Here is a 24,961-nt window from a genome sequence, read left to right as displayed (position 1 = left end):
GCACCCCGGTCCACCCGCAAACACCGCCACGCTACATCGGCTTGTGTGCAGGTGACCCTCTCGCGAAAACCCACCGCACCGCACTGGGCCCCTGTTTTCACAGGGACGACGTGAGGGGTAGGCAGGGAATCGTAAGCTTGCAGCCCGTCGTTCCTGCGAACGCAGGAACCCAGCGCCCCGATTCACCAGCAAACACCGCCACGCTGCATCGGCTTGTGTGCAGGTGACCCTCTCGCGAAAACCCACCGCACCGCACTGGGCCCCTGTTTTCACAGGGACGACGTAAGGATATGTCTTGCGCAAACGCTGTTACTGAACTCAACTGTTCACACGCCACGGAGATGATGCATGCTGCGTACCCTGCTTTTCCTGGGCACTACCGCCATGGTTACACCCGCGTTTGCCGCCAGCGAACACTTCGTCGAGCGTAGCGTCGACGTCAATGGCAGGACGTATCGTTACCAGGTCTTCGTTCCCACCTCGCCACCGGAACACCCTGCCGTCGTGCTGTTCCTGCACGGCAGTGGCGAGCGTGGTGACGACAACACGAAGCAGCTGGCCCAGGGCCTGCCGCCGTGGCTCGACAAGCATCCGGATTTTCCGGCCATCGTCGTCATACCGCAGACCCCGGACGGCCAGGAGTGGACCGATCAGGCCAATACCTCCATGGCGATGGCCGCCCTGGAGCAAAGCATCACGGAATTCCACGGCGACCGGCATCGCCTGTACCTGACGGGCCTGTCCATGGGCGGCTACGGCTCGTGGCAGATTGCAGCGCAGTATCCGGGCACCTTCGCGGCGGCGGCGATCATCTGCGGTGGTGTCACGGCGTTCGACGACGAACGCGCCCTTGTCGTCCACGGCATGCCGTCCGATGTCGATCCTTTCGAATGGACGGCCCGGAAGATCGGCCATCTGCCGGTGTGGATCTTCCATGGCGCCGAAGACCGGGTCGTGCCTACCTGGCAGTCCCGCCGGATGTATGCCGCCTTGACCGACCGGCAGGCGACGGTCAGGTATACCGAGTTTCCCGGGGTGAACCACGGGTCGTGGGACAAGGCATACGGCACGCCGGATCTTTGGACATGGATGTTTGCGCAGAGGCGGCCTTAGCCGGCCTTTGCGACATCCGTCACCGAGAAGGTCGGCTCCCGAGGGAGCCCCGGATCAGGGCCCTTTGACGTGGCCGACCAGGCGCTTGAAGCCACCGGAGAACACGGCCCAGCCGATGCACACGCCGACCAGGCCGCCCACCAGTTCGAAGAACACGCGCAGGCCGATGGCGTCCGGGTCGTGCACCGCCGCCAGCTTCAGGCGCAGCAGCGTGGTGGACTGGATGGGCACCACGTTGAAGTAGAAGAGGTTCCACATGTCCTCGCCGCCCGCAACAAGCAGGGTGAGCACGAAGGCCACCGACACTTCCCTGCCCGCGCTCCAGCCGCCGCCCTTGCCGAACATGAGGCGCACGAGCAGATACACCACGATACCGACGAGCAAGGCGATGCCACCTGCTTCCAGGGCACCGGTCATGCCAAAGCCCATCCAGCTGCGATCGTAGGGCATGCAACGCTCTCGTAAGGGATCAGACGGGCATTATGCCCGTGCGTCGGCCCGGTTTTCTTGCGTCGGCTCATCGCGGCCGAAGCGCAGGTAAAGCGACAGCGAGAGTCCTGCCGCCACCACCGATGCGATACCGGCCAGGAGGAAGATCGCCGGGTAATCGAAGCGACCGGCAACCCAGCCACCCACGGGGCCGGTCAGCCCCAGCGCCACATCCAGGAACACCGAATACGCGCCCAGCGCGGCGCCACGGTTGTGCATGCTGACCCGGCCCACGGCCTCCACGCCCAGCGCAGGGAAGATCAGGGCAAACCCCGAACCGGTGAGCGCGGCACCGGCCAGCGCCAGGTGCGGCGTGTCACCGAGCCAAAGCAAGGCAAGGCCCGCCCCTTCGATCAGCAACGAGACAATGGCAACGCGGTAGCCGCCGAAGCGGCCGATCATGTTGCTGAAAATCAGGCGCATGCCGATAAAACAGCCGCCGAACACGGACAGCGACAGCGCGGCGTCGGCCCAGCCACGGTTGGCGTAGTAGAGCGCCACAAAGGTAGAGAGCGAGCCGAACCCGATGGAACCCAGTGCAAGGCCGATGCCGTAGGGCATCACGCGCGACAGCACGCTCTTGAACGGCAGGCGCTCGCCGTGGCTTGGTGGCACGCGGGCTTTCCACAAGGCCAGCGGCAAGGCGACGAGCCCGAGGGCAAAGGTGAGGATGCCCAGGGAAATGAGGCCGTAATCGCCCGCCAGCTTCACGCCCAGCGGCGCGCCGAGCGCGATGCCGCCGTAGGTTGCGATACCGTTCCAGGAGATCACCCGCGCCGTGTGCTCGCCGCCGATGCCACCGATGCCCCAGGTGATCGAGCCGGTGCTGACCCAGCTCTCTGCGAAGCCGAGGCCGAGGCGACTCATCAGCACCAGGGCCAGCGACAGCGCCGGCATCTTCGGTACGAGGGCGGCAAGGGCCAGAAACAGGCCCGAGAGCGCGAGCACGATGAGGCCGGCGATGACGGTGCGTTTGGGCCCCATGGCGTCGGCCATGCGGCCGGCGTGCGGCCGGCTCAGCAGGGTCGCAAGATACTGCGCACTGACCGCCAGCCCCGCGAGGACGGTGGCGTAGCCGAGGTTCGAATGTACGAAGCCCGGCAGTACAGCGAGCGGGATGCCGATGCTGAAGTAGCAGACGAACGTGAAGACCACTGCGGAAAGAATCCGCGCGGTAACGGCGAAGCGCCGTCCACGATGGGGAACGAGAGAGGGGAGGGACATGGCGGCCTATTATAGGCTTCGTTGCTGCACTGCGTCATCGTGTCGCATGAAGGTTTTTTCATGGGGCGATGAGGGGGCCGGTTATTTTGACGGATACCGGTCGCGCGCAAGGCGCGCTCCTACACCGGCCTCGGTCCGGTCGTGCGCAAGGCTCCCCTGTAGGAGCGCGCCTTGCGCGCGACCGGATCGAAGCGGTACCTGCATCAATCCAGCAAAACCGGCTGCCCACTCTGCAACGACTCACGCATCGCGATGGCAATGCGCGTCGCCTCGACGGCATCCTCCATGGTCAGGTCGAACGGCGTCTCGTCGAGGATGGCATCCACGAAATGCTTCGCCTGCGTCACGAAGGCCGGTGCGAAGCGCTCGTAGAACGACGGCAGCACCGTATTGCGGACGCCCGCCGCATCGGAAATCTCCACCCGGTCCGCCCTCGGATTGCGGCCCACGCTCACCTTGCCGGCCGTACCCGTGACATCGGTATGCGTATCGTGCCCGTGCGCCTGCGTGCGCGAGGCATGGAACATCGCCATGCGGCCGCCTTCGAATTCCACGATGGCAATACCGTTGTCGATGTCGCCGATCTCCTTCAGCGCCGGATACATCGCCACCGTACCCGTCGCATAGGCCTTCACCGCTTTCGGGCGCCCCAGCAACCAGCGCGCCAGGTCCACATCGTGCACGCTGCAATCCAGGAAAATGCCGCCGCTGGTCGGTGCGAACTTGATGAAGGCGCCCGACGGATCGGCCAGGTCAGCCGTCTGCGAATACACCAGGAATGGATGCCCGATGCCGCCCGCCGCGATATGTCGGTAAGCGTTGCGATAGCTTTCATCGAAGCGACGCACGAAACCTACCATGGCGCGCTTCGTGGACTTATCCGCGTGCTCGGCGGCACGACGGCATTCGTCGAGATCGAGCGACAAGGGCTTTTCGCAGAACACATGCTTGCCGGCATCCAGCGCCTGCTCGATCTGCGCCGGATGCAGCGAGGTCGGCGTGACCAGGAACACCGCATCGATGGATGGATCGGCGAGCATGCGCTCGTAGCTGTCATGAATGACCGGGATGCCCAGTGTCTCGCGCGCCCATTCACGCTCGCTTTCCACGGGGCTGCACGCGGCCACCAGTTCCGCCCGGGGCACGGCCCGGGCGAGGTTTTCCGCATAGCGTTGGCCAAGCCGGCCGAGGCCGGCAAGGCCGATACGAAGGGTAGTCATGGACGTGGCCTCAGATGTTCACCTGCACGGCCTGGCCTTCACGCCAGGAACGCGCGGCGGCTTCGGCCAGTTCCAGTGCCTTGATGCCGTCGGCGATGGTGGTGCGTACCGGCGTGCCGGCCGCCAGGGCATCGAAGAAGTGCGCGATCTCGGCGGCATAGGCCTCGCGGTAGCGCTCCAGGAAGAAGTGCTCCGGCAGGTCATGCGCGATGTTCGTGGCCGTGTGCGAAACGACCTGGGTCGGCGTGACATTACCCGCCTGGAGCATGCCCTTGCTGCCGAGCACTTCGAAGCGCTGGTCGTAACCGTAGGCGGCGCGACGCGAGGTATTGATCTGGCACAGCTTGCCGCTCTTCGTGCGGATGGTGACGGCCGTGGTATCGATATCGCCCGCACCTTCGATGGCCGGGTCGGTCAGGCAGCTGCCCGCCGCATGCACGCTGACCGCCACGTCGCCCAGCACCCAGCGGAAGATGTCGAAGTCGTGGATCAGCATGTCCTTGAACACGCCACCGGAACTCTTGATGTAATTCACCGGCGGCGCGCCTGGATCGCGGCTGGTCACCACCAGCACTTCCGGCGTGCCGATCTCGCCATCGTCCAGGCGCTTCTTCAGCGACGAGAACGTGGGATCGAAGCGGCGCTGGAAGGCAATCATGCAGACCACGCCCGCCTTTTCCACCGCGGCCTGGCAGGCACGCGCACGTTCCACGTCGAGATCCACCGGCTTCTCGCAGAAGATCGCCTTGCCGGCGGCCGCCGCGCGCTGGATGAGGTCGGCATGGGTATCGGTGCTGGAGCCGATCACCACCGCGCCCACGGCCGGATCGTTCAGCGCCTCGTCGACGCTGGCGACGGTGGCGCCATGTTTTCCGGCCAGTTCCTTCGCCGAGGGTTCGTGCACGTCCACCACGTAGCGCAGCTTCGCTTCCGGGTGACGGGCGACGTTGCCCGCGTGGATCTTGCCGATGCGACCGGCACCGAAAACGGCAACTTCAATCATCGTATTCTCCTCGGGGAATCGTTTCTTCGACAGTGAGTTCGAGCTTGTAGGCCAGCGCGACGAACAGCGCCTGGCACAGGCACATCGTGCTGGTGAGGCCACGGAAGGCAAACGCACTGCCCTCCTTCACCTTCAGCAACACATCCGAATGACGCGCCAGCGGACCGAGATCGCTCTCGGTGATCGCCAGCACGTTCGCGCGATGCTGCTGCGCCACGCGCATCGCATAGAGGGTTTCCTTGCCGAACGGCGGGAAGCTGATGGCGATCAGCGCATCGCCCTTGCGGATGCTGCGAAGCTGTTCGCGATACATGCCACCCAGGCCGTTGACCAGGTGCACGCGCTTCTGCGTGTGCTGCAACGCGTAGGCGATGTAGGTGGCAATGGCGAACGAGCGACGCACGCCCACCACGTAGATGTTCTCGGCCTCGGCGAGGATATCCACCGCTTTCTGGAAGCGGCGTTCGTCGAGTTCGGAGGCCAGTTCGTCGAGGCCTGCACGGCTGGCGTCGATGAAGCGGGATGCGATCTCACCGGCCGGGATACCGCCTTCGCGGTCTTCGATCACCCGACGGATGCGTTGCTGGTAGCTGCGCGAGGGAGCGGACTGCGCCGCCCAGGCCTCGCGGAACACCGCCTGCATCTCGGTGAAGCCGGAATAGCCGAAGCGCTGGGCGAAGCGCACCACGGCCGAGGCGTGGACACCGCAACCTTCTGCGATCTCACCCACCCGCTGGACCATGATGGAACTACGGTGTTCCTCAAGGTACCGCGCCACGCCTTGCAACTGGCGCGGCAAGGCCTCGAATTCCTCCGCAATGCGCTGCATGAGCGCGTCGGCTTCGCTGCGTTTTGCCATGGGTGGCTCCGTGTCGGGGACGGACGGCATTGAAGCACGCGATGGAACATATTTTCCATTTATTTTTTTGCTGCAATGCAAATTGCAACCCGCATTCCACGGGTCCATGCTCAGCCCGCTTTCGGCAAAACAGCGGCCGTCAGGCCGTATCGCGTTCGACACCATCCCGGCCGGGTTTCCGGCCCCCTGTGGAGGCACTATGCGATCCAAACTGTTCCACGCCTCATTGGCGGCCGCCCTGGCCCTCGGCCTCGGTCTTTCCACCCCCTCGGCCCACGCCGCCCCCGGCGACCGCTACGTGCTGGTCTCCCATGCGGCCGACTCGGACTCCTGGTGGAACACCATCAAGAATGCGATCAAGCAGGCTGGCGAAGACTTCGGCGTGGCCGTGGACTACCGGGGCTCCGGCAACGGCGACCTGAGCGAAATGGCCCGCCAGCTGGAATCCGCCGCCGCCCGCAACTACCAGGGCGTGTCGTTCGATATCGCCAGCTACGCCGTGCTGAAGGCCCCTGCCGCCAAGATCACCGCCAAGGGCATTCCCATCGTCACCATCAACTCCGGCACGCCCGACGAAAGCAAGAAACTCGGCGCGATCATGCACGTGGGCCAGGGTGAGTACGACGCAGGCAAGGCCGCCGGTGAACGCGCCAAGGCCGCCGGCATCACCAGCTTCGTCTGCGTGAACCACTATGCCACCAACAACGCCTCGTTCGAACGCTGCCAGGGCTTTGCCGATGCCATCGGCCTGAAGGACTGGCGCAAGACCTCCATGATCGACACGGGCATGGACCCGACGGTGGTCGCCAGCAAGCTCAGCGCCTACCTGCGCGCCAACCCGAAGACCCAGGCGATCCTGGCGCTCGGCCCGAACGCCGCCGAACCGGCCATCAAGGTGGTGCAGGACATGCACCTGGTGGGCAAGATCAACTTCGGCACATTCGACCTCTCGCCCGCCATCATCGACGGCATCAAGTCCGGCACCATCCAGTACGCCATCGACCAGCAGCCTTATCTGCAGGGCTACATGGGCATCGCCGCCCTCGTGATCGCCCACGACGAAAAGACCAACGACCCGGCAAAGATCATCGCCGCGCTCAAGGCCAATCCGAAGTTCCAGGCCCGCCTGAAGCAGTACGACCTGAAGCCCATCTACACCGCCACCGGCGTCAGTTCGGGTCCGGCCTTCGTGACCAAGGACAACGTTGCCACCGTAGAGAAATACGCCGGTCAGTACCGCTGATCGTCGGGAGTCGAACATGAGTGCCATCAACGAGAGCGTCACCCACATGATCCAGCGCCAGCGCGACACGTCGCCGCAAGCCGCGAAACCCTCGGACGAACGCGTCAGGAAGGTCTCTCCCTGGCGCATCCTCCTCGAAAGGCCCGAACTGGGCTCGATCGCGGGCACCGTGCTCGTCTTCGTGTTCTTCGGCTTCACCGCCGGCGGCTCGGGCATGTTCGCCCTCGATGGCGTCATCAACTGGGCCCAGGTGGCGGGCTACCTCGGCGTCCTCGCCGTGGGTGCCTGCCTGCTGATGATCGCCGGGGAATTCGATCTGTCGATGGGTTCGATGATCGGTTTCTCGGGCGTGCTGGTTGCCATTCCCCCCATGTACCTGGGCTGGCCGCTATGGGCCGCCGTGATCTTCGCCTTCGCCGCGTCCATGGCGCTGGGCTGGCTCAACGGTTACCTCGTGGTGCGCACGAAGCTGCCGTCGTTCATCGTCACCCTTGCCTTCATGTTCATCCTGCGCGGCCTCACGCTGGTGCTGTCCACGGGCTTTGCCAACAGCACCATCGTGAGCGGCGTGGGCGACAAGTTCACGGCCGACCCGATCAGCAGCGCGCTGTTCGACGGCACCACGATGCACTGGCTGTTCAGCGCACTGGCCGGCATGAACCTCATCGACAAGCTGCCCAATGGCGATCCCGTGGTCGGCGGTATTCCCAAGGTGCTGCTGTGGTGGGCGCTCATGGCCATCGTGGCCGGCTTCGTGCTCGCCCGCACCCGCTTCGGCAACTGGATCTACATGGTGGGCGGCGACGCCAACGCGGCGAAGAACGTCGGCGTGCCCGTGCGCCGCGTGAAGATCTCGCTGTTCGTGCTCACCGCCTTCTGCGCCTGCCTGTTCGGCGTGCTGCAGGTGGCCGACGTGGGTTCGGCGGCGGCGGATCGCGGCCTGCAGAAGGAATTCGAAGCCATCATCGCCGTGGTCATCGGCGGCACCCTGCTTACCGGTGGCTTCGGTTCCGTCATCGGCGCCTGCTTCGGTGCGCTGATCTTCGGTGTCGTGCAGATCGGCATCTCGTACACCAACATCGATTCCGACTGGTACCGCGTGTTCCTTGGCGGCATGTTGCTGCTGGCGGTGCTGTTCAACCACTACATCCGCAGCCGCGCTGCGAGCACCAAGTGAGGACCGCCACCATGGCCGACGACTACATCCTCGAACTGGACAACGTCAGCAAGTTCTTCGGCACCGTGATCGCCCTGCAAGGCGTGACCCTGCGCCTGAAGCGCGGCGAGGTGCACTGCCTGCTGGGCGACAACGGCGCGGGCAAGTCCACCCTCATCAAGACACTGGCCGGCGTGCACCAGCCCAGCAGCGGCGAATACCGCGTGGACGGCAAGGCGGTGCGTTTTGCCTCGCCGCGCGAAGCGCTCGACCAGGGCATCGCCACCGTCTACCAGGATCTGGCGCTCGTGCCGCTGATGAGCGTGGCGCGCAATTTCTTCGCCGGTCGCGAACCCCGCCGCAAGCTGTTCGGCGTGATACCCGTGATCGACATGAACTACGCCAACGAGACGGCGCGCGAGAAACTGGCCGAGATGGGCATCTTCGTGCGCGACGCCGGCCAGGCCGTGGGCACCATGTCGGGCGGTGAGCGGCAGTGCCTTGCCATCGCCCGCGCTATTCATTTCGGCGCCAAGGTGCTCATCCTCGACGAGCCCACCGCCGCGCTCGGCGTCAAGCAGTCATGCAACGTGCTCAAGCTTATCCACAAGGCCCGGGAGCGAGGCATCTCGGTGATCTTCATCACCCATAACGTCCATCACGCCTATCCCATCGCCGACAGCTTCACCCTGCTCAACCGTGGCCAGTCCATGGGCACCTTCGCCAAGAGCGACATCTCGAAGGAAGAAGTGCTCGACATGATGGCCGGCGGTACCGAGATCCAGAGCCTTGTCGACGAACTGGAAGGCCGCGCGGCCTGAACACGGAAAAACCACCCATGCGTAGTCCCCCGCCTCGTTCTCCCTCCCGTCCCGTCGACATCGCCTGCCTGGGCCGTCTCGCGGTCGACCTCTATGCCCAGCAGATCGGTGCGCGCCTGGAGGATGTCACCAGTTTCGCGAAATACCTCGGCGGCTCGTCGGCCAACGTGGCCTTCGGCACCGCGCGGCTCGGCCTGCGCTCGGCCATGCTGGCCCGCGTCGGCGACGACCACATGGGGCGCTTCCTCACCGAAACGCTCGCCGCCGAAGGCAGCGACACCAGCCAGATCCGCATCGATCCCGAGCACCTGACCGCATTGGCCATTCTTGGCATTAAGGATCGCGAAACCTTTCCCCTGTTGTTCTATCGCGAGAACTGCGCCGACATGGCGCTCGTGCCGGGCGACATCGACGAGGGTTTCCTCGCCGGCTGTCGTGCGCTCGCCATCACCGGCACGCATTTCTCACAGCCCGGCGTGCATGCCGCGGCCAGCCGTGCGCTGGCCCTGGCACACAAGCACGACGTGCGCACCGTGCTCGACATTGATTACCGCCCCGTCCTGTGGGGGCTTACCGGTCGTGCCGATGGCGAACAGCGTTTCATCGCCGCCGACCATGTCACCCGCCATCTGCAGGCGATTCTTCCCCAGTTCGACGTCATTGTCGGTACGGAAGAAGAATTCCATATCGCCGGAGGCAGCGAGAACCTCATCGAAGCCTTGCGTGCCGTTCGCACCGTGAGCGAAGCCACCCTCGTGGTGAAGCGCGGGCCGATGGGTTGCAGCGTGGTCGACGGACCGGTCCCCGCCGATATCGACGATGCGCCCACCTATCGCGGCAGCCGCGTCGACGTGCTCAACGTGCTGGGCGCCGGCGATGCCTTCCTGTCCGGCTTCCTCGCCGGCTGGCTGGGCGGCGAATCGCTGGAACGGGCGTGTGCGTTTGCCAACGCCTGCGGTGCCATCGTCGTCTCCCGCCACGGCTGCGCACCGGCCATGCCGTGCCGCGACGAACTGGACGCCTTCCTCGCGCGTGACGGCGCCATTCGTCGTCCGGATCTCGATGCCGAGTTGTCGCACCTGCATCGTGCCGCCATCGCCCGCAAGCGCTGGGACGAGCTGTACGTGTTCGCCTTCGACCACCGCACGCCCTTCTTCGAACTGGCCCGCGAGGTGGGCGGCGACGAGGCACGGATCCCGCGACTGAAGGAACTGCTGGTCGAAGCGGTGGCCGCCACCGAACAGGCTGGCAGGCTCCAGGGCCATGTGGGCCTGCTGGCCGACGACCGCTACGGCCAGGATGCATTGAATGCCGCCACCGGCCGGGGCTGGTGGATCGGCCGACCGGTCGAGGTTCCCGGTTCCAATCCGCTGGAATTCGAACGTGGGCGCTCCATCGGCAGCCAGCTGGTGAGCTGGCCGAAGGAACACGTCATCAAGTGCCTCGTGGCTTTCGATCCCGACGCGCCGGCCATGCATCGCCTTGAGCAGGAAACCCAGCTGCACGCGCTCTACGACGCGGCAAAGCTCAGCGGGCACGAGCTGCTGCTCGAAGTGATTCCGCCGAACTGCAACGACCAGGCGCATCGCGATGAACTCACCCTGCGTGCGCTCAAGCGCATCTACAACATCGGCATCAAGCCCGACTGGTGGAAGCTCTGCCCGCTGGGCCGCGACACCTGGCAGGCCGTGGATGCACTGATCGAAGAGCGTGATCCGTACTGCCGTGGCGTGCTGCTGCTGGGCCTCAGCGCCTCCGTGGAAACACTGGCCGAAGGGTTCGTCGCTGCTGCGGGCAGCCGCACCTGCCGTGGCTTCGCCGTGGGCCGCACGCTGTTCAAGGCACCGTCCGCCGACTGGCTCGCCGGCCGTATCGATGACGCCACCTTCGTGGCCCGCGCGCGGGCCGCCTTCGAAGAAATGATCGGCCTGTGGCAGCAGGGCCGCCGGGCTACCCACCCCGCACTGAAGGAAGGCGCCGCCGCATGAGTGCCACCGTCCGCCTCACCTGTGCCCAGGCGCTGGTGCGCTACCTCGCCGCGCTGCGTTGTCGCGACGTGGACGAGGAAACCAGTGCGCCACTGTTCGGCGGTGTCTTCGCCATTTTCGGCCACGGCAACGTGGCCGGACTGGGCGAGGCCCTGCACGCCGCCCGCGACGAACTGCCCACCTTCCGAGCGCACAACGAACAGGCGATGGCACACGCTGCCATCGCCTATGCCAAGACGAACATGCGCCGTCGCATGATGGCGGTTACCACCTCCATCGGCCCCGGTGCCACCAACCTCGTCACCGCCGCCGCGCTCGCCCACGTCAACCGCCTGCCGGTGTTGCTGCTGCCGGGCGATATCTTCGTCTCGCGCGCACCCGACCCCGTGCTGCAACAGCTGGAGGATTTCTCCGACGGCACGGTATCCGTCAACGACTGCCTGCGCCCCGTCTCGCGCTATTTCGATCGCATCGTTCGCCCTGAACAACTGCTCACCGCGCTGCCCCGCGCCATCCGCGCACTGACCGATCCGGCCGCCTGCGGTCCGGTCACACTGGCCTTGCCGCAGGACGTGCAGACCGAAGCCTACGATTTCCCCGTGTCGTTCTTCGAACCACGCGAAATCGTCTTCCGTGCGCCGATTCCCACCGACGACGAGCTGATGGCGGCCCTCGACGCCATCGAAGTATCGCAGCGGCCCGTCATCATCGCTGGTGGCGGCAGCCTGTATGCCAAGGCCACACCCGAGCTGATGGCCTTCGCGGACAAGCACGGCGTGCCTGTCTGCGAAACGCAGGCCGGCAAGGGCGCCATGCCGTGGAATCATCCCTTGCAGCTGGGGCCTGCCGGTGTCACCGGTTCCACCGCCGCCAACACCTTGCTGCGCGATGCCGACCTCGTGATTGCCGTGGGCACGCGCCTGCAGGACTTCACGACCGGCTCAAACGCGCTCTTCCGCCATGTGCCCATCCTCTCGATCAACGTCAATGCCTTCGACTCGCTCAAGGGCGATGGCGTGGAAGTGATCGGCGATGCCGCCATTGCGCTCGACGACCTCAGCTTCGGCCTCGACGACTGGGCCGCCCCGGAAGCCTGGACCACCCGCGCACGTGACGCAGCACGCGAATGGGTGGACACCGTCACCCGCATCACCGGCGAGCGCAAGGCACCGGCGGGACGCCTGCCCTACGACGGCGAAGTGATCGGTGCCGTGCAGCGCTCGTCCGCGCTCTCCGCACAGAGCGACATCGTGGTCTGCGCCGCAGGCACGCTGCCCGCCGAGCTGGAAAAACTCTGGCGCACCGAAACGGCCGGCGGTTACCACATGGAATACGGCTACTCGTGCATGGGCTACGAGATTGCCGGCGGCCTCGGCGTGAAGATGGCGGCGCCCGATCGCGAGGTGATCGTGATGGTGGGCGACGGCAGCTACCTCATGATGAACTCGGAGATCGCCACCTCGGTCATGCTCGACGCCAAGCTGATCATCGTGGTGCTCGACAACCGCGGCTACGGCTGCATCAACCGCCTGCAGCAGGCCACCGGCAGCGCGCCGTTCAACAACATGTTCGACGACTGCGTACAGGGTCGCCACGGCGCGCCGCGCATCGACTTCGCCGCGCATGCCCGTGCCATGGGCGCCATCGCCGAACACGTGGCCGACATCGCGGGCCTTGAATCGGCCATGGAACGCGCACGCGCGGCCGACCGCACCTATCTCATCAGCATCGACACCGATCACACCCGCACCACCGCCGATGGCGGCGCCTGGTGGGAAGTGGCCGTGCCGGAAGTCTCCACGCGGGACGCCGTACGCGACGCGCGCAACGGCTACGAATCCGCCACCGTGGGCCGCAAGGCCAGGAACACGTCAGCATGAAGAACGATCCCATCCGCATCGGCATCAACCCCATCTCGTGGAGCAACGACGACCTGCCGTCGCTCGGCGGCGAGACTCCGCTGTCCACGGCATTGAGCGAAGGCAAGGCCATCGGCTACGAAGGCTTCGAGCTGGGCAACAAATTCCCGAAAGATCCCATCGAACTGCGCGAGCTGATGGCCGGTTATGGCCTCGACGTGGTGTCCGGCTGGTATTCCGGCCGTGTCGCCGCGCGCAGCGCGAAAGAGGAATGCGAAGCGGTCGGCGGCCATTTGCGCCTGCTCGCGGAAAACGGCTGCAAGGTGATGGTCTACGGCGAAGTGGCCAACGCCATCCAGGGTGAGGCGGTACCGCTGTACAAGCGTCCGCGCTTCCGCACGGCCGACGAGTGGAAGAGCTACGGCGAACGCCTCACCGAGTTCGCGAAGTTCACCCTGTCGCACGGTGTACGCCTCGCGTATCACCATCACATGGGTGCGTATGTGGAATCCCCGGACGATGTCGACCAGCTCATGGCGAACACCGGCGAGGAAGTGGGCCTGCTGTTCGACAGCGGTCATACCTATTTCGGCGGGGGCGATCCGCTGACCGTGCTCGATCGCCATATCCAGCGCATCTGCCACGTGCATTGCAAGGATGTGCGCCCCGGCGTCGTCCGCCTGGCGCGCAACCGTCACTGGACCTTCCTGGAATCCGTGCTCAATGGTGCCTTCACCGTACCCGGCGACGGCATCATCGATTTTGCGGGCATCATCGACCGGCTGAAGTCGCATGGTTACCAGGGCTGGCTGGTGGTGGAGGCCGAACAGGACCCTGCCGTGGCACCCAGCTACGAATTCGCCGAGAAGGGTTACCGCACCCTGCGTTCGCTGCTCGACCGCGAGGCGGTCCGGGAGGTCGCATGAGCCTGCTCGTCAAAGCCTCACCGCGCGGCGAGAGCATCGTCACCGTCACGCCTGAGTCCGCGCACTGGAAACATGTGGGCTTCGAGGCACGTCGCGTCCAGGCCGGCGGTTTCACCACCGTGAACCTGCCGACGGATCGCGAAGGCTGCCTCGTGGTGCTCACCGGCACCGTGGACATCTCCGTCGACGGTCGCGACTTCAAGGGCCTCGGCGGCCGCGCCAGCGTATTCGATGACCAGTCGCCGACGGCCATCTACGCACCGCCCGGCTCCGTGTACTTCATCCGCGCCTCCACCGATGCGGAACTGGCCATCGCCAGCGCGCCGGCCACGGGCAAGCTGCACGCCCGCCTGATCGAGCCGGCTTCCATGAAGCGCTCGGTGCGCGGCACCGGCGCGAACACGCGCTACGTCTGCGACATCCTCCCTGAAACGGAACCCGCCGAATCCCTGCTGGTGGTGGAAGTGCTCACCCCTGCCGGCCATTCGTCCAGCTATCCGCCGCACAAGCACGATACCGACGCGCTACCGGAAGAAAGCGTGCTGGAGGAAACCTACTACCACCGCATCGATCCGCCGCAGGGCTTCGCCTTCCAGCGCGTCTATACCGACTCGCGCGACATCGACGAGTCCATGGCCGTGGGCGACCACGACGTCGTGATGGTGCCGCGCGGCTATCACCCCGTGGTGATGCCGCATGGCTATCGCGGCTACTACCTCAACGTGATGGCCGGTCCCCGTCGCGAATGGCATTTCCGCAATGACCCCGCCCACGAATGGATGATCGCGCGCTGAGCGCGCGATCGGAGCAACCGAACATGTCCGCACAGCCCTCCTCCCCCTCCCTGCCACGCGTCAGTCATTTCGTGGCCGGCAAGCCCTTCGCCGGCTCGCCCATCGGCACCTCCCCCGTCTACAACCCGGCCCATGGTCATGTGGCGGCCGAAGTGGATCTTGCCTCGGTCGCCGATATCGATGCGGCCGTGCGCGCCGCGCATGCGGCCTTCCCCGCCTGGTCGCAGACCCCGGCGCTTCGCCGTGCCCGCGTCATGTTCCGCTTCAAGGAACTGATCGAACGCGACATGGATCGCCTGGCCCGGATCATCGTCGCCGAGCACGGCAAGGTGCTTTCCGATGCCAAGGGCGAGCTGGTACGCGGCCTGGAAGTAGTCGAGTACGCCTGCGGCATCCCCGAACTGCTCAAGGGTGAGTACACCGAGCAGATCTCCAACGGCATCGACGCCTGGACGATGCGCCAGGCGCTCGGTGTGTGCGCGGGCATCACCCCGTTCAACTTCCCCGCCATGGTGCCCATGTGGATGTTCCCCATGGCCATCGCCTGCGGCAACAGCTTCGTGCTGAAGCCGTCCGAGCGCGATCCCTCGCTGGCCATCGAACTGGCCCTGCTGCTCAAGGAAGCCGGCCTGCCCGATGGCGTGTTCAACGTGGTCAACGGCGACAAGACCGCCGTGGACGCGCTGCTCGACCATGAGCTGGTGCGCGCCGTCAGCTTCGTGGGCTCCACGCCCATCGCCGAGTACATCTATGCGCGCGGCACCGCGAAGGGCAAGCGCGTGCAGGCACTGGGCGGCGCCAAGAACCACATGGTGATCATGCCGGACGCCGACCTCGACAAGGTGGCCGACGCGCTGATGGGCGCCGGCTACGGCGCGGCCGGTGAACGCTGCATGGCGATCTCGGTGGCGGTGGCGGTCGGCCAGGCCACCGCCGACGCCCTCGTGGCGAAGCTGAAACCCCGCGTCGAAGCCCTGCGCATCGGCCAGGGCCTGGACGAAAGCATCGAGATGGGCCCGGTCGTCACCGGCGTGCATCGCGACCGCATCACCGGCTACATCGACGATGGCGTGACCTCGGGCGCCGAACTGGTGGTGGATGGCCGCGGCTACCAAGTGGCGGGCTGCGAGCAGGGCTTCTTCGTGGGCGGCACCCTGTTCGACCGGGTGACACCGGAAATGCGCATATACAAAGAGGAGATATTTGGCCCTGTATTGTGCGTAGTCCGCGTGCCGGATTTTGCCGGCGCGCTAGCTCTGGTCAATGAACATGAATATGGTAATGGCACTGCGATCTTCACGCGCGATGGACAAATCGCACGCGAATTCGGACATCGCGTCCAGGTGGGCATGATCGGCATCAATGTGCCCATTCCCGTGCCGATGGCATTTCACAGTTTCGGTGGATGGAAAAAGAGCCTCATGGGCGATCATCACGCTCATGGTCCTGAATCTGTGCGCTTTTACACAAAACAGAAAGCCATTACACAGCGTTGGCTGAACCACGATGAAAGCGCTGGCGCTGAATTCGCGATGCCCACACATTAGTACGACAAAACCCTTAGAATGCGCCGGTTGAACGCACGGGGAGCATTGTGCGTTGCAACTTAAATAATCAAAACCCAATCACGAAAAAGCGTAATTTTTCATTTCAGGGAGAAGGGTACATGCGCATTAATCTCAAAATACGGCCACTTGCCGGAATCGTGGTCGCCTGCCTGGGGTTCGCCGCAACTGCGGCCCATGCAGACGACCTTGCCAACAGCAAGTACCTGTTCGGCGACTGGGGTGGCGAGCGCACCCGGCTCGCCGAGAAGGGCATCACCTTCGACTTTGGCTACGGCTTCGAGGCGGCGCATAACTTCTCCGGTGGCGACAAGCACATCACCCGCTACACCGACCAGTGGAAGTTCGGCGGCACCTTCGACCTCGACAAGCTCTGGGGCTGGCGGGGCGGCACCTTCAAGCTGATCATCACCGACCGTAACGGCCGCAACATCGGCGCGGACGCCAACATCGGCAACAACCAGCTCATCCAGGAAGTCTATGGCCGCGGCCAGACCTGGCACCTGACGATGTTCTCGCTGGAACAGAAGTTCTTCAACGACCGCCTGACCTGGACCTTCGGCCGCCTGCCGGTCGGCGAGAACATCGGCTCGTTCTCGTGCGACTTCCAGAACCTGACCTTCTGCGGCGCCCAGCCCGGCAACATCGTGGGCGACTACTGGGTCAACTGGCCCACCAGCCAGTGGGCCACCATCCTGAAGCTGGATACCACGAAGGAAACCTGGGTGCAGATCGCCGCCTACCAGGTCAATCCGAACTACGTGAACGACCAGTGGGCCCGCCGCAACGGCTGGAAGCTCAACAACCCCGGCGGCACCACCGGCGCGCTGATCCCGCTGGAGTTCGGCTGGAAGCCCATGGTCAACGGCCTGCCGGGTTCCTACCGCGTCGGCGTCTGGTACAACACGTCCAAGGGCAACGACCTGTTCTACGACGTGAACCACCAGCCCATCGCCCTCACCGATGGCAAGCCGCTGCAGCATGACTCGCGCCAGGGCGCGTGGATCACCTTCCAGCAGCAGGTCACGGGCGAAGCCGGTGGCAAGGGCGCCACGGTGTTCCTGAACATCACCTCGGCCGACCACGCGACCTCGCAGACCAACAACCAGATCGCGCTGGGCATGGAGTACAAGGGCATCTTCGATCGCCCGAACGACTTCGTGGGCGTGGCCTTCGGCGGATCGCACGCCAACGGCGAATACGCCAAGCGCCAGCGCCTGTTCAACGCCGCCAACCCCGGCCAGGCGCAGATCGTGCAGAGCGGCTACGAGAAGGTCACGGAAGTCTTCTACAGCTGGTCGCCGATCCCGTCGATCGCGCTGCGCCCCAACCTGCAGTACATCCAGGACCCGGGTGGCAGCAACAAGCGCGACAACGCGTTCGTGCTGGGCCTGAAGACCAGCGTAGCGTTCTGATCCAAAGGCCCGGGCACTGCCCGGGCCTTTTTTGTGCCCCTACCGAAGGGTGGGAGCGGATCGTATCCGCGATGGGTGCTCGCATACCGAATGGCTATCGCCGGACACGGTCAGCTCCCACCCTTCCAGTAGACAGCAGCGGCCAGGCCTAGGCTTCGTTCTCGGCCGAGGCGGAGAGCTGAAAGCCCTCGTCCCCTTCATCGACCACCAGCCGCATCACGATGGGGCGGCAGCACACCTGGCAGTCCTCGATATAGGTCTGGCTGCCGGCCGAGGTGTCCACGGCCACCTCGATGGTCTCGCCACAGTAGGGGCAGGCAATATCAGTGAATTCGTACATGGCGCTATGCTACGCCGTTGCGGCAACACGGATACCTACCCATGATCGAACTCATCGGCTTCGACGGCGACGATACCCTCTGGCACAGTCAGGAATACTACGACCGTGCCCAGGACGAGTTCGAAGCGATCCTCGGCAAGTACATCGATCTGGGCAGCCACGGCCTGCACGACAGCCTGCTGGCCACGGAGCGCGGCAACATCGCCCTGTTCGGTTACGGCGCCAAGGGCATGACGCTGTCGATGATCGAATCGGCCATCGAACTCACCGATGGCCGCATCGAGGCCCGCGACATCCATCGCATCGTGCGCCTGGGCAAGGACGTGCTGGCCCACCCCGTCGAACTGCTGCCGGGCATCCGCGCGGCGGTGGAAGCCGTGGCCGCCACCCACCGCGTGGTGCTGATCACCAAGGGCGACCTCTTCCACCAGGAAAACAAGGTCGCCCGCTGCGGCCTCGCTGACGTGTTCCATCGCATCGAGATCGTCTCGGAAAAGGACCCGGCCGCTTATGCGCGCCTGTTCCGCGAATTCGACGTACCGGCCGAACGCTTCGCCATGGTGGGCAATTCGCTCAAGTCCGACATCGCGCCCGTGGTGGAGCTGGGCGGTTGGGGCGTCTACATGCCCTACCACAGCACCTGGGCCCACGAAGTGGTCACCGGCTTCACCATGACCGAGCGCGTGGTCGAAGTCCGCGGCGCCGACGGCATCCCCGCCGCCATCCAAAGCATGCAAACCCTGTAGGAGCGCGCCTCGCGCGCGACCGTTAAAACCGAAACGCAGGGGCCATCAGAACCGCGCCCAACCGCCGCTCCGCCTCATTTCATGGCATCCCCGTTTTACAGCACGTCCTGAGGCTGTCGCGCGCGAGGCGCGCTCCTGCACACACATTTCTTTCGCACCCTTGCCACCACCCTGTCCCCGTACCAACGGAGGACACGCGTGGATCGAAGGATCAAACTTGGCCTGCAGGTGGTCCGGACCACCGCGAAGGGCTTCAGCGACGACGAACTGATGACCCGCGCCGCCGCGCTGGCCTTCTACTCGGCCCTCTCCTTCGCGCCGCTGCTGGTGCTCCTGCTCTGGGTGGTGGCCTCGCTGCGCCCCGAATGGCAGGCCCAGCTCATCGACAGCCTCAACGGCCTCGTCGGCCCGCGCGCCTCGGACGCGGTGCGCCTGGTGATCGCCAACGCGAAAGAAAAACCCAGCGTCGGCAGCATGGCCGGCCTGATCGGCCTGGGCGTGACCCTGGTCGGCGCCTCCGCCGTGTTCGCGCAGCTCCAGGGCGCCCTCAACCGCGTCTGGAACCTCCAGCCCCGGCCCGGCAACACCAGCCGCGCCATCCTCGGCTGGCTGCGCGCCCGCCTGCACGCGCTGGGCCTGCTGCTCTCCCTCGCCTTCCTGCTGGTGATCTCCTTCTCCGCCAGCACCCTTATCGCCGTCTTCGTGCGCGGCGGCACCACCGGCTGGCACCTGCTGGAAATGGTGGTCTCGCTGGCCGTATTCATCGTGATCTTCGGCGCGATCTACAAGGTGCTGCCCGATGCCATCATCGAATGGCGCGACGCCATCATCGGCGCCAGCCTCACCGCCCTGCTCTTCGTCATCGGCAAGTTCGCCATCGGCATCTACCTGGAGCGCAGCAACGTCGGCGGCCCTTATGGCCCGGCCGGCGGCGTGGTGGTGCTGCTGGTCTGGGTCTACTACTCCGCGCTCATCCTGCTGCTGGGTGCGGAGCTGACCGAAGCCGTCGCCGAGGCCCGTGGCACGCCCATCCGGCCCCGTCCCTACGCCATGTCCACGAAGACACCACCCGCTACTCACGAAGCTGCGGGTATCTATGACAGTCACAGAAAGGAGGACTCGCCATGAAGACGCATCTCATCGCAGCCGCCGTGCTCACGCTCGCCGCCGGAACCATCGCCTCGGCGCCCGTCGAGGCCCAGGCACGCCGCAGCCAGCACCAGGTATGCCGGAACGTGCAGGTCAAACAGATCAACTCCAAGGACGACAACCGCCTGATCGGTACGGGTGTCGGCGCCGTGGCGGGCGGCCTGCTCGGCAATCAGGTCGGCGGCGGCAAGGGCAAGACCCTGGCCACCGTGGCCGGCGCCGTAGGCGGCGGTTACGCCGGTAACCAGATCCAGAAGAACCACCAGGACAAGAACGCCACCTACACGACCAAGCGCGAATGCCATTGGGTCGACGACTGATGTAAGGCGCCGGCGGGAACCCCGGTCTCTCATGGGGAGGGTGCAAAGGCGCCCCTCCCTGCTCCCCCGGAGGCTGTATGAGCACCGATCCCGAGCGCCGGCGATTCCTCGGCGTACTGGCCGCCACCGCGGCCTTTTCCGTGTCCCTGCCGTTCATCGTGCGCGGCACCCGCCCCGCCGTGGCCGCGGAAGCCCCGCCACCGGCCACGGGCGATGTGACGCTGGATTGTTTCGCACCCGACAAGAAGCCCCTGGGCCCATGCACCGAGCCCCGCGTGGTGATGACCGACGACCAGTGGCGCGCGAAGCTCGACAAGCGCTCCTACTACGTCACCCGCCACGAAGGCACCGAGCCGCCGTACTCCGGCCCCGGCTGGAACCGCCACGACAACGGCATCTACCGCTGCATCGGCTGCGATACGGCGCTGTTCGACTCAGCGACGAAATTCGACTCGGGCACCGGCTGGCCCAGCTTCTGGCAGCCCATATCCAAGCGCAACGTCGTGCAGACCGACGACCGCAGCCTCGCCATCGAAGACCGCACGGCCGTAAGCTGCGCACGCTGCGGCTCGCATCTGGGCCACGTGTTCGACGACGGCCCCGATCCGACGGGGTTGCGCTACTGCATGAACGCGGTAGCAATGCACTTCGTACCCGTCCCGGGCGTACACATCACGCTGTCCTGAAACACCCCAACCCCACTGTAGGAGCGCGCCTTGCGCGCGACCGGTTGAAACGATACCGCTTCGTAGTAAAGCAGCCCGTGTGGTGTTTCGCTCCGTAGGGTGGGCTCGCCTGTCGCCCTCGCATCGGCGCTGGAACGTGGCGTTGCAGAGGCGACGGGGGCGGCCCTTGGCGCGCCGGCCTGCGGTGTCCCTCGGGAAAGGAGGAGCCGCTGCGCGGCTCAGTGTTTTGATGGCTTGCGCCCCTTCGGGCCCGGGGAGCGGGCGGGGTTTCTCGACTCGGCCTCCGTGCCTCGGCGAGAAAGACGGGTCATCCTGACCCGTCCCCTTCGGGCCTTTTCCGCCCGCTCCCCTCACCTCCATCACCTCGCGCCAAGAGCCGCCCCCGCCGCCTCTCCCCATCGTGATCGCGGCTTGTTGTAGGAGCGCGCCTGCGCGCGACCGGTTGCCGCGAAAACCATCATCGTTTCGATGCAACCGGTCGCGCGCAAGGCGCGCTCCTACAGGTATGCGGTGTCGCACGATGGATCGCCGATGCGACCTGCGCCAGCTCACAACTAAGCTGACGTAGCTACTGGCGTGTAGGAACGCACCTCGCGCGCGACAGCATCTTCGCGAAAGCGCTGCCACCAACGGAGTCGGAGCCGATCGCATCGGCGATGGCGGTGTAACGGGTTTGCGCGAATACGCTGCTCACACAAAAGCCGATGCAACGTCATCGTGTTTGCTGGCGAACCGAGGCGCTGGGTTCCTGCGTGCGCAGGAACGACGTGTATCGAATGGGCCAGCAGTGCATCAAGCAGGCGAACGTCAGGCGTATGGGGGACGAGGAGCGTACGCTGGGAGGGGCGAAATGATCGTGGGGCTGTGGGAAGTGGGTGTCGCGCTGGTGTTGCTGGTGGTGAACCTGCTTGTCTACATGAGCAGCTATGGCAGGTCTTGTTCACTCGCGACGGGCGCGCGGATATTTTCGGTGTTGGCGTTTGTGGCGTTTATTGCCGGGTCGTTCGCCGTGGGGACATGGCGGCGCACGGGTGTTTGCTGCCGTGGGAGGCATGGCCGGGCATGGTGTTTGACGCGGCGAGTGCGGGATTGGTGGGCACGTCGCTGGCGGCGGTCTGGCTTTGGGGATGTCGCGGTAGCGATGTGCCTGACGACACCGTATCCCTGTAGGAGCGCGCCTTGCGCGCGACCGGTGATATCGAAACGATGAAAATGTTTCGCGACAACCGGTCGCGCGCAGGCGCGCTCCTACAAGATCACCGTGAGATCGGTAGAGGCGGCGGGGGCGGCCCTTGGCGTGACTTGATGGAGGTGAGGGGAGCGGGCGGAAAAGGCCGCGTAGCGGGGCCGGCCAGGAAGGCCGGCCTTTTTCGCCGAGGCAGGAGCCGAGTCGAAAAACCCCGCCCGCTCACCGGGCCCGAAGGGGCGCAAGCCATAACACACTGAGCCGCGCAGCGGCTCCTCCTTTCCCGAGGGACACCGCAGGCCGGCGCGCCAAGGGCCGCCCCCGTCGCCTCTGCTCCGCCACGCATGAGCGCCGATGCGAGGCCGATAGGCGAGCCCTTCCTACGGAGCGACGCACCACACGGCCTGCTTTACTACGGAGCGACACCGTTCCAACCGGTCGCGCGCGAGGCGTGATCCTACATGGGGGTGAGTTTGAATTCCTTGGGCGGGGTTTCGCCTTTGAGGTAGCGCACGAAGTAGTCCCAGCGGCGGCGTGTCATGTATTGCGTGGCGGCGCCGTAGCCGTGGTGCGCGTTCGGGATCATCACCAGATCGAAGTCCTTGTTGGCCTTGATCAGTGCATCCACCACCAGCAGGCTTTCATACGGCGGCACGTTGTCGTCCGACGTACCGTGGGCCAGCATCAGGTGGCCCTTCAGGCCGTCCACCCACTTCTGGTTGGCCTGGTCGTCGTAGTTCGACTTGCCATCCTTGTCGGTGACCAGGAGGCCCTGCCACTTCTCGGCCCAATCGTCTTCGTAGTTGCGGTTGTCGTGGTTGCCCGACTCCGAGATGCCCACCTTGAACACGTCCGCGTAGCGGAACATCGCCGTAGCCGTGGCATTGCCGCCACCGGAATGACCCCAGATACCCACGCGATCGCCATCGATCCACGCATTCTTCTGCACCAGCTGCTTCACCGCCGCCACCTGATCGGGCAGCGTGTTGTCGCCGATGTTCTTGAAATACGCATCGTGGAACGCCTTCGAACGCCACGGCGTACCCATGCCATCCACGGCCACCACGACAAAGCCCAGTTCGGCCAGCGCCTGGTTATCACCGTGCGACGGGGCAAAGCTGCGCGTGCGCACCGAGCCGACCTGCGGGCCCGGATAGATGTAGACCACCAGCGGATATTTCTTCGATGCATCGAAATGCGACGGCTTGAACATCTGGCCGTAGAGATCCGTCTTGCCGTCGCGCGCCTTCACCGTGAACGCAGTCGGCGGCACCCAGCCCGCAGCCTTCAGGCGCGAGATATCGGCCTTCGCCACTTCCTTCACCGTGGCACCCGTGTCGCTGCGACGAACGAGCGCGACCGGAGGCGTATCGATGGTGGAATACGAGTCGAAGAAATACGTGCCGTCCGTGGACAGCGACACCGTGTGGTCTGCGTTCTCCGGCGTGAGCAGGGTCAGACCCTTGCCGTCGAAGCCCACCTTGTAGAACTGCTGGTAATACGGATCGACACCCTTCTCACGGCCCACGCCGCGGAACCAGATTGTTTTCGTCTTCGCATCGATGCGCAGCACCTGGGTGACGTTCCAGTCGCCACTAGTGATCTGGTGCTCCAGCTTGCCGGTCTTCAGGCTGTACATGTACAGATGACCCCAGTTGCTCCGCTCGGAGAACCAGATCACCTGGTCGGTCTCGGGCACGTACTGCCAGTTGGCCGTGCCGTTGCCGCTTTCAAAGTATGTCTTGGCCTTTTCGTCGAACACCGTGCGCACGTCACCCGTTTCCGGGTTGGCGATGCGGAACCATTCCTGCGTGTGGTCACGCGAGGTGGAAACGAAGGCGATGCTCTTGCCATCGCTGGCCCAGCGCACGTCGTCCCACACACCAGGGCTGCACGAAACGTCGTCGCACAGCGTCGAGCGATGCTGGTCGGCCGGCATCTTGAAACGCACGAGCTTCTTCGTCGGCACGTCGATCACGACGCGCTCGATCATGGTCACGTCCTTGTCGCCCGGCAGTGGATACTTCCACGTATCGACCTTCGGATGACCCACGTTCACGCTCACCAGCGTCATCTCGCCGGTCTTGCGCTGATCCTGCTGGAAGGTCGCGATTTTCTTCGAATCCGGCGACCACACGAGGATCGCCTCGTCGGTGTGCTTCCAGCCGGCGTTGTCGGTGGCGTAGCCGTAATCCTTGATGCCGTCGGTGGTCAGCTGTGTTTCCGCGCCGGTGGCGATATCGCGCACCCACAGGTTCCAGTTGCGGATGAAAGCCTCGGACTTGCCGTCCGGCGACTTCAGGCCCGGCTCGTCGCCATAGGGCTTGCCGTTCGCATCCTTCTTCACCGCCGCAAGCTCGCACTTGTCGAAGAGCTTGTCGCAGACGTACTGCTTGCCACCCGAGGTGACGTCGACGCCATCATCCGGACGCACTACGAAATCGCTCACCGGCAGCTTGGCGACGTCGACCTTCTTGCCCGTCGCGGCAGAAAGCGCAGCGGCAAGCTTGTCGCGGTCGAATGCACGGGTGGCCTGCCCCGTGGCGAGGTCCAGGCGCAGGAACTGGTCGCCGTCCTTGTCGTGATCGCGATACCACAGGTGGCCGTCATCGATCCACTTCACTCGCTGGATCGAGTGATCGACCAGCGGCATCGTGTTGTTGGCGAGCATGGCATCGGCGCGACGATAGTCCTCGACGCTCACCGTCTGGGCAGATGCCGCCCCGATCAGGCCGAAAAGAACGACGCCAGACAGCGCCGGGTGAAGTTTGTGCATAGGATTCCCCGTGGAGGCACGGCAGCAGGAACAGCCACTAAATGGGCGAGGCTATCCCCCGGGGCGCAGGCCGGCGTATGCCA

At 65.1% G+C, this 24,961-nt stretch carries 21 protein-coding genes; 14 read left to right on the top strand and 7 right to left on the bottom strand.

Going from position 1 to position 24,961, the window contains the following annotated elements; all coding sequences use genetic code 11:
* The first annotated feature begins 348 nt into the window (after positions 1–348).
* Positions 349–1,113 (top strand): carboxylesterase family protein, encoded by a 765-nt coding sequence (locus tag HBF25_RS20905; protein ID WP_166952445.1) that lies wholly within the window; start codon positions 349–351, stop codon positions 1,111–1,113.
* A 54-nt stretch (positions 1,114–1,167) separates the two neighbouring features.
* Here the strand turns inward: HBF25_RS20905 and HBF25_RS20900 are convergent, their stop codons facing one another.
* The 5 genes from HBF25_RS20900 to HBF25_RS20880 all read right to left on the bottom strand — a co-directional run bounded on the left by HBF25_RS20900 (position 1,168) and on the right by HBF25_RS20880 (position 5,908).
* Positions 1,168–1,563, bottom strand: a complete 396-nt coding sequence (locus tag HBF25_RS20900; protein WP_166952442.1) for a hypothetical protein — start codon at positions 1,561–1,563, stop codon at positions 1,168–1,170.
* A 30-nt stretch (positions 1,564–1,593) separates the two neighbouring features.
* Positions 1,594–2,826, bottom strand: a complete 1,233-nt coding sequence (locus tag HBF25_RS20895) for an MFS transporter (RefSeq protein WP_166952439.1) — start codon at positions 2,824–2,826, stop codon at positions 1,594–1,596.
* Positions 2,827–3,029: 203 nt separating this feature from the next.
* Positions 3,030–4,046 carry a Gfo/Idh/MocA family oxidoreductase gene (locus HBF25_RS20890; protein WP_166952436.1) on the bottom strand — a complete coding sequence of 339 codons (1,017 nt, stop codon included), beginning with the start codon at positions 4,044–4,046 and terminating at the stop codon, positions 3,030–3,032.
* Between the two features lie 10 nt (positions 4,047–4,056).
* Positions 4,057–5,049: an inositol 2-dehydrogenase gene (gene iolG, locus HBF25_RS20885; protein WP_166952433.1), complete on the bottom strand. Its 993-nt coding sequence runs from the start codon at positions 5,047–5,049 to the stop codon at positions 4,057–4,059.
* Positions 5,042–5,908 carry a MurR/RpiR family transcriptional regulator gene (locus HBF25_RS20880; RefSeq protein WP_243853350.1) on the bottom strand — a complete coding sequence of 289 codons (867 nt, stop codon included), beginning with the start codon at positions 5,906–5,908 and terminating at the stop codon, positions 5,042–5,044. The genes iolG and HBF25_RS20880 overlap by 8 nt, the downstream gene beginning before the upstream one ends.
* 199 nt (positions 5,909–6,107) lie before the next feature.
* Between HBF25_RS20880 and HBF25_RS20875 the strand changes: the two genes are divergently transcribed.
* From HBF25_RS20875 to HBF25_RS20835, 9 genes are all read left to right on the top strand, one after another.
* The gene (locus HBF25_RS20875) at positions 6,108–7,151 is read left to right on the top strand and encodes a sugar ABC transporter substrate-binding protein (RefSeq protein WP_166952429.1); all 1,044 of its coding nucleotides are present in this window, start codon (positions 6,108–6,110) and stop codon (positions 7,149–7,151) included.
* A 16-nt stretch (positions 7,152–7,167) separates the two neighbouring features.
* Complete coding sequence (locus tag HBF25_RS20870) at positions 7,168–8,328, top strand: ABC transporter permease (RefSeq protein WP_208392704.1); 1,161 nt, start codon at positions 7,168–7,170, stop codon at positions 8,326–8,328.
* Between the two features lie 11 nt (positions 8,329–8,339).
* Positions 8,340–9,128: an ATP-binding cassette domain-containing protein gene (locus HBF25_RS20865; protein ID WP_166952426.1), complete on the top strand. Its 789-nt coding sequence runs from the start codon at positions 8,340–8,342 to the stop codon at positions 9,126–9,128.
* A 17-nt stretch (positions 9,129–9,145) separates the two neighbouring features.
* The gene (locus tag HBF25_RS20860; RefSeq protein WP_166952423.1) at positions 9,146–11,116 is read left to right on the top strand and encodes a bifunctional 5-dehydro-2-deoxygluconokinase/5-dehydro-2-deoxyphosphogluconate aldolase; all 1,971 of its coding nucleotides are present in this window, start codon (positions 9,146–9,148) and stop codon (positions 11,114–11,116) included.
* Positions 11,113–12,996, top strand: coding sequence for a 3D-(3,5/4)-trihydroxycyclohexane-1,2-dione acylhydrolase (decyclizing) (gene iolD, locus HBF25_RS20855; RefSeq protein ID WP_166952420.1), 1,884 nt, complete (start codon positions 11,113–11,115; stop codon positions 12,994–12,996). The genes HBF25_RS20860 and iolD overlap by 4 nt, the downstream gene beginning before the upstream one ends.
* Positions 12,993–13,901: a myo-inosose-2 dehydratase gene (gene iolE, locus HBF25_RS20850; protein WP_166952417.1), complete on the top strand. Its 909-nt coding sequence runs from the start codon at positions 12,993–12,995 to the stop codon at positions 13,899–13,901. Before iolD ends, iolE begins: the two co-directional genes overlap by 4 nt.
* On the top strand, positions 13,898–14,695 hold the full coding sequence (iolB, locus tag HBF25_RS20845; protein ID WP_166952414.1) for a 5-deoxy-glucuronate isomerase: 798 nt from the start codon (positions 13,898–13,900) through the stop codon (positions 14,693–14,695). The genes iolE and iolB overlap by 4 nt, the downstream gene beginning before the upstream one ends.
* Before the next feature lie 23 nt (positions 14,696–14,718).
* Positions 14,719–16,242 carry a CoA-acylating methylmalonate-semialdehyde dehydrogenase gene (locus HBF25_RS20840; protein ID WP_166952411.1) on the top strand — a complete coding sequence of 508 codons (1,524 nt, stop codon included), beginning with the start codon at positions 14,719–14,721 and terminating at the stop codon, positions 16,240–16,242.
* A gap of 119 nt (positions 16,243–16,361) precedes the next feature.
* Positions 16,362–17,675: a carbohydrate porin gene (locus tag HBF25_RS20835; RefSeq protein ID WP_166952408.1), complete on the top strand. Its 1,314-nt coding sequence runs from the start codon at positions 16,362–16,364 to the stop codon at positions 17,673–17,675.
* A gap of 148 nt (positions 17,676–17,823) precedes the next feature.
* Here the strand turns inward: HBF25_RS20835 and HBF25_RS20830 are convergent, their stop codons facing one another.
* Positions 17,824–18,015, bottom strand: a complete 192-nt coding sequence (locus HBF25_RS20830) for a CPXCG motif-containing cysteine-rich protein (RefSeq protein WP_166952405.1) — start codon at positions 18,013–18,015, stop codon at positions 17,824–17,826.
* A 41-nt stretch (positions 18,016–18,056) separates the two neighbouring features.
* On the opposite strand from HBF25_RS20830, the gene HBF25_RS20825 reads away from it, so the two are divergent.
* The 4 genes from HBF25_RS20825 to msrB all read left to right on the top strand — a co-directional run bounded on the left by HBF25_RS20825 (position 18,057) and on the right by msrB (position 20,916).
* Positions 18,057–18,761: an HAD family hydrolase gene (locus tag HBF25_RS20825; RefSeq protein ID WP_166952402.1), complete on the top strand. Its 705-nt coding sequence runs from the start codon at positions 18,057–18,059 to the stop codon at positions 18,759–18,761.
* A gap of 198 nt (positions 18,762–18,959) precedes the next feature.
* Positions 18,960–19,889 (top strand): YihY/virulence factor BrkB family protein, encoded by a 930-nt coding sequence (locus HBF25_RS20820; protein WP_341778310.1) that lies wholly within the window; start codon positions 18,960–18,962, stop codon positions 19,887–19,889.
* Positions 19,886–20,230 (top strand): glycine zipper 2TM domain-containing protein, encoded by a 345-nt coding sequence (locus HBF25_RS20815; RefSeq protein ID WP_166952399.1) that lies wholly within the window; start codon positions 19,886–19,888, stop codon positions 20,228–20,230. The genes HBF25_RS20820 and HBF25_RS20815 overlap by 4 nt, the downstream gene beginning before the upstream one ends.
* 77 nt (positions 20,231–20,307) lie before the next feature.
* Positions 20,308–20,916 carry a peptide-methionine (R)-S-oxide reductase MsrB gene (gene msrB, locus HBF25_RS20810; protein ID WP_166952397.1) on the top strand — a complete coding sequence of 203 codons (609 nt, stop codon included), beginning with the start codon at positions 20,308–20,310 and terminating at the stop codon, positions 20,914–20,916.
* Positions 20,917–22,559: 1,643 nt separating this feature from the next.
* Here the strand turns inward: msrB and HBF25_RS20805 are convergent.
* Complete coding sequence (locus tag HBF25_RS20805) at positions 22,560–24,878, bottom strand: S9 family peptidase (RefSeq protein ID WP_166952394.1); 2,319 nt, start codon at positions 24,876–24,878, stop codon at positions 22,560–22,562.
* Positions 24,879–24,961 lie beyond the last annotated feature (83 nt).

The organism is Luteibacter anthropi (genome assembly GCF_011759365.1).
Lineage (GTDB): Bacteria > Pseudomonadota > Gammaproteobacteria > Xanthomonadales > Rhodanobacteraceae > Luteibacter > Luteibacter anthropi.
The sequence above is the reverse complement of the archived record's forward strand: the minus strand, read 5'-3'. Positions and strand labels throughout refer to the sequence as shown.